The sequence below is a fragment of the Thermocladium sp. ECH_B genome (assembly GCA_001516585.1).
Lineage (GTDB): Archaea > Thermoproteota > Thermoprotei > Thermoproteales > Thermocladiaceae > Thermocladium.
In genome coordinates this window covers 1-14802 of the sequence record LOBW01000046.1, presented here as the reverse complement: position 1 = coordinate 14802, position 14802 = coordinate 1, and the positions used below count along the sequence as shown (strand labels likewise).

Annotated in this window: 12 protein-coding genes and 1 pseudogene; 11 read left to right on the top strand and 2 right to left on the bottom strand. The window is 46.6% G+C overall.

What is annotated here, in order from left to right; translation table 11 throughout:
* Positions 1–285 precede the first annotated feature (285 nt).
* The 3 genes from AT710_06510 to AT710_06500 all read left to right on the top strand — a co-directional run bounded on the left by AT710_06510 (position 286) and on the right by AT710_06500 (position 3879).
* Complete coding sequence (locus AT710_06510) at positions 286–465, top strand: hypothetical protein (protein ID KUO91492.1); 180 nt, start codon at positions 286–288, stop codon at positions 463–465.
* 493 nt (positions 466–958) lie between these two features.
* Positions 959–2452, top strand: coding sequence for a heme biosynthesis protein (locus AT710_06505; GenBank protein ID KUO91490.1), 1494 nt, complete (start codon positions 959–961; stop codon positions 2450–2452).
* Positions 2452–3879 (top strand): radical SAM protein, encoded by a 1428-nt coding sequence (locus AT710_06500; GenBank protein KUO91491.1) that lies wholly within the window; start codon positions 2452–2454, stop codon positions 3877–3879. Before AT710_06505 ends, AT710_06500 begins: the two co-directional genes overlap by 1 nt.
* A gap of 63 nt (positions 3880–3942) precedes the next feature.
* Here AT710_06500 and AT710_06495 read toward each other — a convergent pair whose 3' ends face one another.
* A complete protein-coding gene (locus AT710_06495) occupies positions 3943–4611 on the bottom strand; it encodes a hypothetical protein (GenBank protein ID KUO91489.1) in 669 nt (222 codons plus the stop codon).
* 280 nt (positions 4612–4891) lie between these two features.
* Between AT710_06495 and AT710_06490 the strand changes: the two genes are divergently transcribed.
* The 3 genes from AT710_06490 (at position 4892) to AT710_06480 (ending at position 8739) form a co-directional block, all read left to right on the top strand.
* Entirely contained in the window at positions 4892–6691 is a 1800-nt protein-coding gene (locus AT710_06490) for an ATP-dependent DNA ligase (protein ID KUO91488.1), read from the top strand.
* 81 nt (positions 6692–6772) lie between these two features.
* Positions 6773–7510 carry a proteasome subunit alpha gene (locus AT710_06485; GenBank protein KUO91487.1) on the top strand — a complete coding sequence of 246 codons (738 nt, stop codon included), beginning with the start codon at positions 6773–6775 and terminating at the stop codon, positions 7508–7510.
* Positions 7511–7623: 113 nt separating this feature from the next.
* Positions 7624–8739 carry a DEAD/DEAH box helicase gene (locus AT710_06480; protein KUO91486.1) on the top strand — a complete coding sequence of 372 codons (1116 nt, stop codon included), beginning with the start codon at positions 7624–7626 and terminating at the stop codon, positions 8737–8739.
* 21 nt (positions 8740–8760) lie between these two features.
* Here AT710_06480 and AT710_06475 read toward each other — a convergent pair whose 3' ends face one another.
* Positions 8761–9300: a hypothetical protein gene (locus AT710_06475; protein KUO91485.1), complete on the bottom strand. Its 540-nt coding sequence runs from the start codon at positions 9298–9300 to the stop codon at positions 8761–8763.
* A 394-nt stretch (positions 9301–9694) separates the two neighbouring features.
* Between AT710_06475 and AT710_06470 the strand changes: the two genes are divergently transcribed.
* The 5 genes and pseudogenes from AT710_06470 (at position 9695) to AT710_06450 (ending at position 14802) form a co-directional block, all read left to right on the top strand.
* A complete protein-coding gene (locus tag AT710_06470) occupies positions 9695–11443 on the top strand; it encodes a hypothetical protein (GenBank protein ID KUO91484.1) in 1749 nt (582 codons plus the stop codon).
* Positions 11412–11963 carry a hypothetical protein gene (locus AT710_06465; GenBank protein KUO91483.1) on the top strand — a complete coding sequence of 184 codons (552 nt, stop codon included), beginning with the start codon at positions 11412–11414 and terminating at the stop codon, positions 11961–11963. Before AT710_06470 ends, AT710_06465 begins: the two co-directional genes overlap by 32 nt.
* Before the next feature lie 141 nt (positions 11964–12104).
* Positions 12105–13082 (top strand): ROK family transcriptional regulator, encoded by a 978-nt coding sequence (locus tag AT710_06460; GenBank protein ID KUO91482.1) that lies wholly within the window; start codon positions 12105–12107, stop codon positions 13080–13082.
* A gap of 46 nt (positions 13083–13128) precedes the next feature.
* A complete protein-coding gene (locus AT710_06455) occupies positions 13129–14454 on the top strand; it encodes a hypothetical protein (GenBank protein ID KUO91481.1) in 1326 nt (441 codons plus the stop codon).
* Between the two features lie 148 nt (positions 14455–14602).
* Positions 14603–14802: pseudogene (locus AT710_06450) on the top strand.

The following is a 14802-nucleotide window of genomic DNA, read 5'->3' as shown; positions in this document are numbered from 1 at the left end:
CGATTCCCAATTGGATCCCCAACTTCGATAGATCCTCGCTAATCCCTATTCGCATACTACTATTACTATGGCTACATGGATATAAACATTATTATCCATCCCATCCCCAAAAAAATGCATCTCTTTACACTGATCTCCTCCCGCCTTGAGGGGTTTCCTTTGGGTGGTTCTTTGATTCATGGTTTACTGCCTTCATCGCAGCTTAGGCCTATTGTGCAAAATATTTTTAAATAAAGGAACCGCATCATTGATATGACCATTACTTGCAAGCTATGCGGTAAAAGCATGAATTCGATAGGGGAGTATGTGAGGCATGTTAGGGTTGAATGTAAGCAAATACCAAGAACTAGAAAATGTCCCATCTGCGGCAGGAAATTTAATAGCATACATAAATTCAAGATACATTTAATGAATGAGGCATTAATCGATGCACGTCATGGAAACGCAATTATCTTAACGAGTTAAGGGGGCGGAAGACCCCTTCCGCTAGGGAGGGGATGGACCCCTTATAGAAACGTTTAGATATTTCTTTCTTGCCTTTCATAATGCCCACCGTGGGGTTTAGGTTTAGAGCGTACGCCGATCAATGAACGTTGAGGGCGTTAAAGGCCCAGTTGAAGTTGCGTGAGAGGCGTGCAACGCCCTTCGTTGGGCAAGTCATGCGGGGCGGGAGCCGCCCGTGGAGCTCCGCCCACTACCCGTGATGATGGGCAAGGCGGGGCNNGGAAGCGGGAAGCCCCATTAGGGGCGGGGTAGTTNACACAGTGATAGCCGCCACGCGTAATCCATCTGCATCCCTGACTTCATAATAATCGGATCTCTTCTCCATTCTCGATTTTTCCTTGGGTCTAGATTGACATTCAGCTAGATGACTCGGTTTAGATGAAAATCGGCGATGCAAATCAATGTGGTTTATTGATTGAACATCCGTATATGCCCGTTCATCTCGCTAAACAATATGCCTGAAATCGATGATATCATTGAGAGAAAAGCAGCCAGTTCGGATGCCACGGGAACCATTGTGGCTGCAATACGGTTATTGAATAAGGGGGTAACTAGATGGGCGCTTAGGGCATTAATGAAGGAAGTGGAGATGCGGGGCGAGAGGAAGCCATTAATGGAGTGGGCATTAGCTAAGTATGCCGGGGAGGAACAATGCCCAACGATTGCCCACTTAATTTCGCCTCTCCTAGAGATGGGCCTGAAACTAGCCACTGCGTATCTACGCTCGGATGAGGATGCATTGAAACGGATGTTAAGCGATCCAGCGGTGAGGAAAGGGCTCATCACTACGCTGAGGGGCATAGCATTATTCGGCGTCACCACGCCCCAGAGATTGCCGGCTCCATTCTTCATAGTATGGAACTTCACTAATTCCTGTAACCTTAGATGCATTCATTGCTATCAGAACGCGGGGAAACCATTACCCAATGAATTAACGCTTGAAGAGAAACTCAAGATAGTGAAGGAGCTAGATGAGGCCGGCGTACCAGCCATAGCATTATCCGGCGGTGAACCGACTGTTCATAGGGATTTCTGGCCCGTCCTAGCGGAGATATCGCGGCGAGGCCTTTATTCGGCCGTGGCCACTAATGGATTGACTTTCTCAAATATCGAATTTGCCGAACGGGCCCGTAGAGCGGGCCTTCGATATGTGGAGATAAGCATAGATGCGGCCGATCCAGCTATTCACGATAAGTTCAGGGGAGTGAAGGGGGCGTGGGATAAGGCAGTTGCCGGATTACGTAACGCCGTCAAGCTTGGCTTCAGCACTGCGCTGGCCTTCACGATCACCAAGGTTAATATAGGCGAGGTCGACAAAATAATAGATCTAGCGCAGGAAATTGGGGTCTCTAAGGTGATATTCTTCAACTTCGTTCCCGTGGGTCGTGGCCGTGAGAATTTGGAGATAGATCTATCTCCAGAGGAGCGCGAGGAGNTTCTCAGGCACATATATGGCGAAATGAAGCGAAGGAAGATGGAGATAATAAGCACGGCTCCTCAGTATGGTAGGGTAGTGAATCAATTAAGCGAGGGCAGCGATTCTTCTCCAACTCACTTCGTAGTAGCGAGCGACCCCATCACTAAGGAATTAACGGAATTCATTGGAGGATGCGGGGCAGGTAGGGTTTATGCAGCAATTGAGCCCGAAGGAACATTAACTCCCTGTGTTTTTCTTCCGCGCCCAATAGGTAATCTCCGCATCAAATCATTCTGGGATATATGGATGGACCCATTCATGGAGAACTTCAGAAACCGCGATCTACTAAAGGGATTCTGCGGCCAATGCCCCTATAAATTGATATGCGGGGGATGCAGGGCCAGGGCCTATAATTACTTTGGCGACGTGCTTGCACCGGATCCAGGCTGCATATATAACTCAGCGGATTGGCGCAAGCTTTCTGAGGACATATCTAAAGTGAAGGTTAAGGCACCGATGGCATTCAAGTGATTTACATGAAGGTCCTCCTCGCCGTTCCACCCGGCATAGAGAAAATGGAGCTATATAAAGTACTTGGATTAAGGGCGCCGCCGCTTGGATTAGCATGGATAGCGGCGGTTCTGGAGCAGGGCGGGCACAGCGTCAGGATAATTGACTCGCCGACAATTGGGATAGATTTAACTGCTTTCATTAATGAAATGAGGACTTGGCATCCAGATGTCGTGGGCATAACTTCGATGACGCCCACCATATATAAGGCATATGATGCAGTCAAGGCTGTCAAGGAGTACGATAAGGACTTACCCGTGATTATGGGCGGTCCTCACGCCACATTTATGTATCAAGAGACCTTAAGCAATGGAGTGGATGTCGTGGTGAGGGGAGAGGGCGAATTCACTACTCTGGAGCTGGTGAATATTATTGAGAGAAATGGGTTAGATAAAGACAAGTTAAGGAATGTGGCTGGAATCGCTTATACAAGCGAGAGGGGAGCAGTGGTAACCAAGGAGAGGCCCATAGTTAGGAATCTGGATGATTTGCCGCCCCCGGCCAGGCNCCTCCTTCCCATGGATAGGTACACATTATTCGGGAAGCCAATACGCATTATTCATGCAATGGCTAGCCGTGGCTGTCCATATGGTTGCTCCTTCTGCTCCACATCATACTTCTGGGGCCGTATGATTAGGTACAGATCGGCTAAAAACGTTGTAGATGAGTTGGAGGACGCAATTAATAAATATAAAACCAATATAATTGCCTTCACCGATGATGAGTTCACATTGGGCAAGAGATTCATTGATGCCTTCCTTAAGGAATTATCCTCTCGACGGCTCGATATATCGTTTTCCTGTGGTTCTCGGGTTGATACCATTGATAAGGAAATGATGATGCAGCTCAAGAAGCACGGCTGCTCCGCATTATACTTCGGCGTTGAGTCAGGTAGCCAGGAATCCATAAATAGAATAGGCAAAAAGATAACCTTAGAAAGGGCTGAGAAGGTGTTTCAATGGGCTAAGGAAACCAAGGTAAGCCATGTTGGTTCCTTTGTGCTCGGCTTTCCCTGGGAATCAATTAATGACATGAAGAACACCGTTAAATTCGCAATTAAGCTTAGGCCAACATACGCTCAATTCACAATAGCAACTCCCTATCCAGGCACGCCGCTTTACATGGAGGCTGAGCAAGAAGGATTAATAGAGGACCGTAATTGGGATCACTACACGACGCTAAATGCGGTAATGAGGGGATATAGATTCACTAGGGAGGAAGCTCAGAGGATGCTTCAATGGGCATACATAAAGTATTANGCCAGGCTGGGCTTCCTCATCAGTGAGCTGATTCATGGAAGGCTTGGCCCCATAGTGACGGCGATAAGAAATGCCTTGGTTCCATGGTTCAGCGAGGAACTGCTTCACGGAACTGCTTCACGGCAGTAATGTTCCCTAATTCCCTTAGTAATTGGCGGCCATAATGCCTTGGGCATGGCTTAACTATGTCCCTCAGGGCTGGGAAGACATTAAGGATCGTAGAACTAGGAGGCTTCTCTTTGCTGGGAGTATTGCTGTATTGAATGATTCAATATCCATATGTATTCCCCACATATTAATTATATCTACTAATATATGGATATCTCGATTGATTTCGCCCATCTCCACATAATCGTGGATCACTTGCAGCACTTTCTCCACGGTCTCCATGCCCACTAATTTAGCTAACCAAACTAATGCATCGGGCACATTAAGCACTATCATGTTTCTCTTGTTCAGCTTTATGTTTAAATACATGAATGCCAATTTAACGTTATTGACTTGCTTGCAACTAACCTTTCTGCAGTCATTCCTAGTCAGGAGGACTCCATCATGTACATAGATGTTTCCCTTCTCGAAGCCGAATCTCAGTGAGGCGGTTATGCCATTATATGCGAATATCCCGATATCTTCATTTAATTTCTCCGCTAATCGCCTAAGCCTCCTAAATAACTTGTAAACATCATCCCTATCGCAATTCCTCGCAATGAATGGAGTCGTCGCTAGGAGGGGTAGATCCATGCAGTCCAGCCCAAATTCATTGCAGATAACGACGCGTCTCCATAGTATCAATAGCATTAAGTGTAGCGTATCCATTTCATTAATTGGACAGTTACTGCTGGGAGGGGACTTAAAATCCACATCAATGTGATTAGCGGGTTCCCTATATAGATTTCCCTCACCGTAAACCGTAAAAATGGGCTACTCCAAGGGTTCCAACGAGCCCCGGTAGCTCAGCCTGGTTGGAGCGCTCGACCCCGGTGCCATTTGGGGGGCGAACCTTGTAAGTTCCAGTCAAGGGAGCGAGAGGTCCCGGGTGGCGGCCTTGGTCGCCCGGGAATTCAAATCCCGGCCGGGGCTCCACATAATTCTAGAGCAAATCCCGGCATATTTTTATTTGTCTCCCTAATTATTTAGAATCATGAGCAGTGACTTACCGTTCTCCGAGGTAGTTAAGGTGTTTGAGGCCATAGAAGCCACCACTCAACGCACGGTTATGGCTAAGTTGCTCTCCTCGATATTCAGGGAGGCGCCGTCCAACGTAATTGATAAGGTGGTCTATATAATGCTGGGCCAGTTACGGCCCGATTGGGAGGGCGTGGAGTTGGGGGTTGGCGAGAAGTTAGCGATGCGAGCCATATCGACTGCCTCTGGTTTTCCCGTTAAGAAGGTGGAGGAGGTTTATAAGAAGGTGGGGGATCTCGGGGAGGCTGCGAGGCAAGTCATGCAGATGAGGGGTTCCTCAACTATACTGGATTACTTTGGGGCTCGTGGCGGCAAGAGGTTAACCGTTGGCGAAGTCTATGAGGCCTTAATGACTGTGGCCAAAGCATCTGGGGAGGGCGCTCAGGACACTAAGGTTAGGCTGCTCTCCTCTCTTTTCGCCGATGCCTCGCCTGATGAGGCTAAGTATATTGCTCGCTTCATAGTGGGTAAGCTCAGGCTTGGGGTGGCCGATATGACTGTGCTGGATTCATTATCCGATGTATTTAACGTGCCCAGGGATGCATTGGAAAAGGCTTACCACATTCATCCCGATCTAGGGCGTATTGCTCGCCTTCTCTCGGAGAAGGGCCGAGATGCTTTATTGGAATTGAAGGTAACGCCGGGCATCCCGATTCAACCTATGCTTGCGGAGCGGCTTTCATCATCGCATGAAATTCTCGATAAATTGGGGGGCATAGCCATATGCGAGTATAAGTATGATGGCGAGCGCGCGCAGATCCATAGAAGCGGCGACGTGGTTAAGATATTTAGTCGGAGACTTGAGGATATAACTAATGCATACCCCGACGTGGTTGAGTACATGAAGGAAGCCATTGATTCCAGCGATTTCATAGTTGAGGGCGAAATAGTTACCGTTGATCCTGATACCGGCGAAATAAAGCCGTTCCAGGAATTAATGCATAGGAAGAGGAAGCACGACATTAAGGAGGCAATCGAGGAGTACCCGGTGGAGGTATTTCTATTTGATGCAATATACTTGAATGGAGTTGATTTAACCGATCTTCCATTAATAGATAGGAAGAGGGCATTATGGAGCGTAATGAGGCCTAATCAACATGTGCATCACGCGACTTGGCGATTGCTAGATAATGAGGCCGAGGTCGATAAGTTCTTCATGGAGGCGATAAGCGATGATTGCGAGGGAATAATGTGTAAATCAGTGAAACCGGGTTCCATATATGAATTGGGGGCAAGGGGTTGGCTCTGGATAAAGTATAAGCGCGATTATAAGAGCGAATTAAGCGATACGCTGGATTTAACCGTGGTTGGCGCGTTCTGGGGACGCGGCCGTAGGGCTGGACTATACGGTGCACTGCTTTTGGCGGCTTATGATCCAGACACCGATCAATTCTATACTGTGGCTAAGGTCGGCAGCGGATTCACCGATGAGGATCTCAAGAAGTTGCCGGATCTCCTGAATCAGTATAAGATACCCCATAGGCATCCCCGCGTCGTGTCTAGAATGGAGCCTGACGTTTGGTTCGTGCCGGGCCTAGTAATAGAGGTAATTGGGGCCGAAATAACTCAATCGCCAATACATACTTGCTGCCTAGATCCCAAGGCGGGCACTGGTCTAGCCATTAGGTTTCCCAGATTCACTGGTAGATATAGGACTGATAAGTCGCCGGAGCAATCCACTACGGTTAAGGAAATCATGGAGATGTTCAAGAACCAGAAAAAGATAAGCGAGACGCCAATTGATGAGAAGCTCTAGGTCGCTTTGCCGGGTCGCTGTTTCAATAGGTGTGCTGGGAAACATTAAAAAACCCACATAGCTTGGATTCATTGATAGAAAATGTTTTCGCCACAAATGGCTGGATACGATAGGGCTATAACCATATTCAGTCCGGAAGGAGAACTCTACCAGGTACGGTATGCTGGAGAGGCGGTTAAGAGGGGGTGGGCCACCCTCGGCATAAAGTGCAGCGGGGGAGTGGTTCTTGCAGCCGAGAAGCGGAAAATGAGTCCCCTCATAGATCTCAACAGCATTGATAAGGTATATATGGTTGATGAGCACATAGGCATTGCTCCATCGGGTCTCCATGCGGATGCCCGCATACTAATTGATTACGCTAGGGAGCAGGCACAGACTTATAGGTTGCTCTTCGATGAACCAGCGGAAGTAGAGTATGTCACGAAGAAGATAAGCGACTTGAAGCAAGTCTATACCCAGCATGGAGGTGTGAGGCCATTCGGTGCTGCGTTGATAGTGGGCGGTGTTGATAGTCACGGTCCCATGCTGTTCCAAACCGATCCAGGCGGCATATATTTCGGGTATTACGCCACAGCGCTTGGGAATAGTTCATCGACTATACTGGATTACTTGGAGAAGAATTATAAGTATGAGATGGATATTGGGGAATGCACTAAGCTTGCCGTTAAGGCACTTAGCCTCGTCGTTGAGTCGCTTGAGGTCGATAGGATAGAGATGGGCACGATAGATGTGGCAACCAAGAAGTACAGGAAACTTAGTTCAGATGAGGTTAAGGCCCTCATCGATAAAATAAGGGCAGAGCAGGGAAGCACTCAATAGGCTTTCTCTAGTTGAATTGTTTTTCAATTACTTTTAAGAATATTCTTGTGCATGGTTCGTGGGGCAACATTTATAAACTGTTTATCTATGGTATAGGTAAGTAGGATGGAAAGATGTTTCAATCACTACGTTCAGAATTAAGCAATGCCTTGCTTGATGCAGGGTTCAAAGAACCAACGGAAATCCAAAGGGCTTCACTGCCTTATCTCGTGAGGGGCAGCGATGCCGTGCTTAGGGCTAGGACGGGAAGCGGAAAAACAGCTGCTTACTTGCTTCCCATCATGAATTCCGTGAAGGGCGAGAGGGGCGAAGTCCTTATATTAGCGCCAACTCGCGAATTAATTAGGCAAATAGCGGATCAATTCGATTTATTCAACAAGTACCTGAACTACAGTAAGGTATTGGTATATGGCGGTGTCGGGTATCAAGGACAGGAGAGGGGATTACGCGATGCCGTCTTCATCTTCGCAACGCCCGGCAGGATGCTTGACATGGTTAGGCGAGGAAGCGCGGATTTGGGGAGAGTCAGGTTCCTCGTCATAGATGAAGTGGACAGGATGCTTGACATGGGCTTCATAGATGATATAAGAACACTATTATCGCTCTCCAGCAATAGGAAGCAAACAATAATGGCCTCAGCCACCGTACCCCCGGAGGTTAAGTCATTGATATCCAGCTTCGCTCCCACCGCTAGATTCATAGGGGTTGGCGATGAATATGATGTCCCCAACATAGAGCAAGTGGTTTACATAGCTTCAGGCGATTGGAGGGAGAAAATGGAGCTAGCAATTAAGGAAATAAGCGGAAAAACCATAATATTCACAAATACGAGGAAAAGGGCTGACGTGCTTCACCGACAATTACGTAGGCGAGTCAATGGAGTATTTTACACCCATGGCGGCGTCGATCAATACGTGAGGGAGAAGGTAATGCGGGAATTCAAGGAGAGGGGCAAGGTATTGGTTGCCACTGATCTAGTGTCCCGTGGAATAGATATCCTCGACATAAATACAATCATAAATTTCGATGTGCCGCAGGATCCGGAAACATATATTCATAGAATAGGCAGAACCGCTCGTCTAGATAAGGGTGGAAGAGCCGTTACGCTTGCCACCGATGATGATATAGGCATAGTAATGAAGGCAGCTCAATTAACTGGGACTAGACCAATAATTAGGCGGATTGGCATGGAAAGGGGAGTAAGGGCTGCTCGCGGCTTTGAGCGATGAAAGGATTGAGATTAATATCTCCTAATTTCTATGGCTTCTCCTGAAATCGTTTAGACAATTCATGCAGCAAAAATAATAAGTTCGATTATGGTACCTCTCAATTATTGGGCTTCCCCTTATTAGTCCGCCGCAATAATCGCAATGGAGTCTGGGATTCCTTATATTAATTACCCTGTTGCTCCATAATTGCTTATCCACTATGAAGAGCTGCACGATGCTGACCTTGCTCTCCCTTATTGCTTTCCTGATTTCAGCTAGATTGTTTGCCTTAATTATGCCTATGAATCTTCCATCCACTGATTCATAGATTTCCGAGAATAAATCGAGCCTAGTCGGTTTAGTTTCAGTTATGAGAATAGCCATTACATCATCATTGATGTATTCGCGTCCCACCTCTATTGTGAACCTAGTTATAACTCCGCGTGAGGCTAGGTTTCTAACGGTCTTAGATACGGTGTTTCTCGATAATCCCAGTTTCCTCGATAATCTCGTAATGGGTTCACTGGAGTCCTGTATTAATTCATTTAATATCCTGTACTCCGTCTCGGTTAATTTATCCATGTCATGAAATCGCTTCTCTCCTTAAAAACCGTTATGCACAGCTCTATGCTTTAATTATGCGCATTTTGCTAATAAAAAGCCTTATCTCAGTGGCTTATTGATACAACACATGCAAATTAAAGACCCAGTTTGCGGAATGGATGTGGATTCCTCAACGCAATATAAATCCCTATTTAAGGGGCAAGTATATTACTTCTGTTCCCGGGAATGCAAGCGAAAATTCGATGCATCGCCGGAGAAGTACCTAAGCGGGTACAGGGAGTCCATGTGATGATGCATGGAAATGCCGAATCTGGACGTCAAGATTAAGGTGAGCGGTCGGGAAATCACGTTTAGAATAATCGGCATGCATTGCACATCATGCAGCTTAACCGTTCAAAGAGCCATCTCGTCGGTGAAGGGAGTTATATGGGTTGATGTTAATGCTGCTACCAATGAGGCGCATATATTAGCTGGCTCCGAGGTGAGTTATGGCGAATTATTGAAGGCGGTTCAATCCGCTGGATACGATATATATAGAGAGGAAGCCGTGATCGTATTGCCTAGACTTGAGGCTGATGAATCATCACTAATAACCACTGCTCTCCTGAAGAGCAAAGGCGTATTTAATGTGATGATTAACCTGGGCAGTAATCATGTTATTGTTGCATATAATCCTTTAGAGACGAATGTCCATGAGTTAGTCAATGAATTGACTAGAATGGGTTTCAAAATAGTGGATGTGCTATCCGGGGATGATGTTGGGGATATTGATGAGAAGGCGATGACTCGTGACGTGAACGACATTAGGACCAGGCTATACATAGCTATTCCCCTAACCATTTCCTTATTTGCAGCAATGCTACTTAATTACCTAGGCATCATCGATGCAGCGATCTTTAACGTGATTGGATTGTTCTTGGCCACTCCTATTCAATTCTTTTCGGGTTGGAGGTTCATAAGAGGAGCGGCATTGGCTTTGCGTAATAAATCCGCCAACATGGATGTCCTGGTCACTCTTGGATCCATGAGCGCCTATGTACTAAGCCTAGCCCTACTGCTTCAATCAATTAATGGCGACACGTTCTTTGATGCTTCATCGGTTATAACCTTCGTATTGATAGGTAAGTACATTGAGGCTAAGATGAGGCGACTAGCCCACTCCTCCTTAACTCAACTAAATCAATCATCGATGCGCGCCCGACTAATTGATGGGAGTGAGGCAAGGGTTGATGAATTGCTTCCTGGAACTAAGGTCATTGTGAGAAGCGGGGAAACCATACCTGTGGATGGCATAGTTGATCAAGGCAATGGCTTAGTGAATGAATCCCTTATGAGCGGGGAATCAATGCCGATAAATAAGGGTCCAGGGGACGTAGTCATAGGGGGCTCAATATTGCTGAGCGGTTACTTGGTGGTGAGGGTCACCAGGACCGGCAAATACTCCTTAATGTCTCAAGTAATTCAATCGGTTCGACGCGCTCAAGCGTCGCGATTACCAATTCAATCACTTATAGATAAGGTATCGGGCGTTTTCTCATGGGTTATAATATCAATAGCCATCGCCGCTCTATTGACATGGAAGATAGTGATTGGAGCACCGCTCTCCACCTCGGTGATCTACATGGCATCGGTCCTAGTCATAGCCTGCCCATGCGCATTAGGATTAGCTACGCCGCTGAGCGTGATGATAGCCATTAATCGCGCTGCATCATTAGGCATACTCGTCAGGAATGCGGAGGCAATGGAGAAAATGCCTAGGGTTAAAATCATGGCACTGGATAAGACCGGTACATTAACAACGGGAAAATTCAGCATCAGTAAGATACATGGTAACGAAACATTAAGATGGGCCGCCTCCGCTGAGGCCGGCTCGAATCATCCAATCGCGTTGGCGATAGTTGATGAAGCACGGCGTCGCGGCATTAATTTTGAATTGCCGTCCTCAATAGATGCCGTGGATGGCGGGATAATTGCGCATATTGGAAGTAACGTAGTCGCCGTGGGCAATAAGAAGGTAATTGATGGAATGGGGATCAAAATTGATTCAAGCATTCAGAGGGAAGCCGATGCATGTATTGGAACGGTTATCTATGTCATTCTTAACGGCGAATTATTGGGATTCATGGAGGTTGAGGGACACCATAAGGCCGGAGGCGACTAAAGTAATTGATTGGTTAAGGCGTCGCGGCATTCGTCCAGTGATCATAACCGGCGACTCCGAGAAGTCAGCTGCATGGATAGCGAAGGAGCTGGGAATTAGCGATGTATATAGCGGCGTCTTGCCCACCGAGAAGGGCGATGTAATTAGCGAGTTGCGGCATGGCCTTGACAGAGGAGGATTAATAGCAATGGTTGGGGATGGCACTAATGATGCGCCAGCGATGGCGATGGCCGATGTAGGGATAGCAATGGGCGCTGGCACCGATATAGCCAAGGAAGCCGGCGATGTAGTGCTNCTTAGGAATGACTTAACGCAAGTCACTCGACTCTATGATATATCGCTGAAGACTGTGCGTAATGTTCGATTTAACATTGTCTACGCATTCGCGTATAACGCGTTTCTCATACCGTTGGCCGCTGGCTTAATGGGAGTCCTAATAAGGCCTGAATTAGCATCAATAGCGATGGCCATGAGCAGCATCTCCGTCACGCTTAATTCACTTAGACTTAGAAGAGCCTAATTAAAGAGACTCGGATCAATTGAGGGGTAAGGCATTGCCATGTATTGATAAAAGGAATGACAAACCTCGCCCCTTATTATGGTGGGGAGGAGGTCAGCCTATGGGGCTTAGCTTAAAAATGATGGGGAGATGAGTACAACTATGGGCTTAGCCATTGGGATTGATATAGGGGCCTCATTCATTAGGGTTGGCGTGATAGATGATGCTGGCAGGGTAATAGTGAAGGAGAAGGCCCCCGTCCCCTCCGAGGGTGGAGAGAATACCATGGCTGAATTAATAATAAGCATGATTAATGAGAAAATACCGAGGAAGTACGTGGATGAGGCATCGGCAATTGGGGTAGGTTCCATTGGGCCCCTCGACTTGAGGAGCGGCAATGTGCTAATCGCGCCTAACCTCAAGTGGAGCACCAAGAGGTTCAAGGTTGTGGATCCCATAGCGAGGGCAATTAATAAGAAGGTGATTCTATGCAATGATGCTGCGGCTGCTGCTTGGGGCGAGCACGTGTTTGGGGACGGTAAGGGCATAGATAATTTAGTATATATTACTTTATCCACTGGAATAGGCGCTGGAGTCATTGTGGATGGGAATTTATTGATTGGCAAGGATGGAAATGCCCATGAGGTGGGCCACCTAGTGGTTGATGCTGATTTAGGAGTACGATGCGGTTGCGGCGGCANTGGTCACTGGGAGGCTATAGCGAGCGGAGGAAACATGCCGAGAAGCATAGCATTGTTCATGGAGAAGAGATATAATGGTCCGCGAACTAGGCTCTATGAAGCGGNTAATAGGGGCGGCATTGCTTCTCAAGACATATTCAGGTATGCCCAGGAGGGGGATGCATTGGCCGTCGAGTTCATAGATTACATTGCCGATATCCACGCTAGGGGCATGGCAGGCNTAATTAATGCTTACGATCCAGAACTAATAGTGCTTGGTGGAAGCGTTATAATCAATAATAGCGATGTTTTGTTACCTAAAATAATCGATAAGATAAGCAAGTATACGGCTAATAGGATCCNGGAAATAAAGTTAACTAGATTCGGTGATGATATAGGAATAATAGGAGCCGCAGCACTGGTTCACAATGTGCCGGCAACGCTGCGACGCTTTCTTTAATTAAATACTCGCGGCAGCGTTTTAAGCCTTAGTGCCTAGCGTTGTCATGCATCTCCCCAGGCTCGTTATAGGAGGCATCAGCAGCGGCGTTGGAAAGACCATGGTGAGCACGGGAATAATGGCTGNATTATCCAAGAAGCTTCGCGTACAGCCATTCAAGATAGGCCCAGACTTCATCGATACATCATTTCATGCGCTGGCCACAGGTAATTCATCAATCAATTTAGATACGTGGCTAATGGGGGATGAGGGGGTTTTATCCTCATTCGCCAGACACGCCGTCAACGCTGATGTCTCAATAATAGAGGGAGTAATGGGTATTTTCGATGGTGAATCAAGGGGTGCAAGCACCATTAGTATCGCTAAACTGCTCTCAGCCCCCATTGTTCTAGTTATTGATTGCCACGCCATGGGCGAAACGGGCGGCATGTTGGTCAAAGGCTTTAGCGACGTGATTAGCGCTGTCATATTCAATAGGGCCGCCGGTTCGCATTGTGACTTATGCAAGTGGGGGGCTAGCCGCATTGGAGTTAAGGTGCTTGGCTGCATTCCATATGATTCAAGCGTGCATGTGCCGGAGAGGCATTTGGGCCTTAGGATGGCTCATGAAGTCGATTCTGGATTCATTAATTCGATCACGAGGTTAATCGAGGATAACATAGACTTGGATGAATTATTGAGGATTGCGAATGAGGCGCCGGATATTGATGTGGATAAGTACTTGATTGAGGAGCATTCATTTAGTAACAGTGGAGTGGCGTACGTGGCTTTCGATTCTGCTTTCAACTTCTATTATAGGGACAACATCGATGCATTATCTAGGAGTTTCTCTGTGAAGTTCTTTAGCCCTGTTGCGGGGGATACATACGGTGATGATGCGATTCTAGTTATTTTGGGGGGCGGTTATCCGGAGTTATTCCTTAATGAATTGGCATCTAATCAAGAATTGATAAGTAAATTGAGGCGTGACTCCATGGATGGATTACCCATATATGCGGAGTGCGGTGGATTGATGTATTTATCACGCTATATAAGGCGGAACGAGAGGGAGTTCCCCATGGTTAATTTATTTGATGTTGGCATAGAAATGACTAATAGATTGACTCTTAGCTATTCATTGCTTGAGTCGCTGAGGGATTCGCCCATATCCATGCGTGGCGATTCATTGAGGGGACATGAGTTTCATTACTCAGGCGCAGAGGTGCTGGGGGAGGTTGAGTTCGCTCATAGGGTGTTGAAAGGTAGGGGCATCAATGGGTTTGATGGATTGATTACGCATAACTCGCTTGCCCAGTATACTCATATAAATTTCGTTAGGGGCAACGCAATTGAACGATTAGTCAACATTAGTAATTCATATAGTAGAAGATAATTCTATCGATATTTGGTTGATTATTATGGGTTTCTTTATCTATTATTAGTTAGTTGATTATTTTGATATTAATAGGATTTCTGGTCTTGTTTTTATTCGTTAATTAACGAAGGAAAAGGTTTAAAAAAGCGTTGGTAGCCACATGTTCATGGAGCTAAATAGCTCTATAACTAGATACAATAGCTTGTTCCTAAATAGTGTTCTAAGTAATCTAAAGAGAGCTATTGATTTAGGTGGATTCGGAGAAGAATTCTTCACTTACCTATCACGTCCAATGCGNACCATAAGCATAAACATACCGGTCAAGATAAATGGATCCATTAGGATATATGAGGGCTATAGGGTTCA

Coding starts and splice junctions, on each gene's coding strand:
- AT710_06510 (KUO91492.1), top strand. CDS start 286: ATGAATTCGATAGGGGAGTATGTGAGGCATGTTAGGGTTGAATGTAAG.
- AT710_06490 (KUO91488.1), top strand. CDS start 4,892: ATGAGCAGTGACTTACCGTTCTCCGAGGTAGTTAAGGTGTTTGAGGCC.
- AT710_06485 (KUO91487.1), top strand. CDS start 6,773: ATGTTTTCGCCACAAATGGCTGGATACGATAGGGCTATAACCATATTC.
- AT710_06480 (KUO91486.1), top strand. CDS start 7,624: ATGTTTCAATCACTACGTTCAGAATTAAGCAATGCCTTGCTTGATGCA.
- AT710_06475 (KUO91485.1), bottom strand. CDS start 9,300: ATGGATAAATTAACCGAGACGGAGTACAGGATATTAAATGAATTAATA.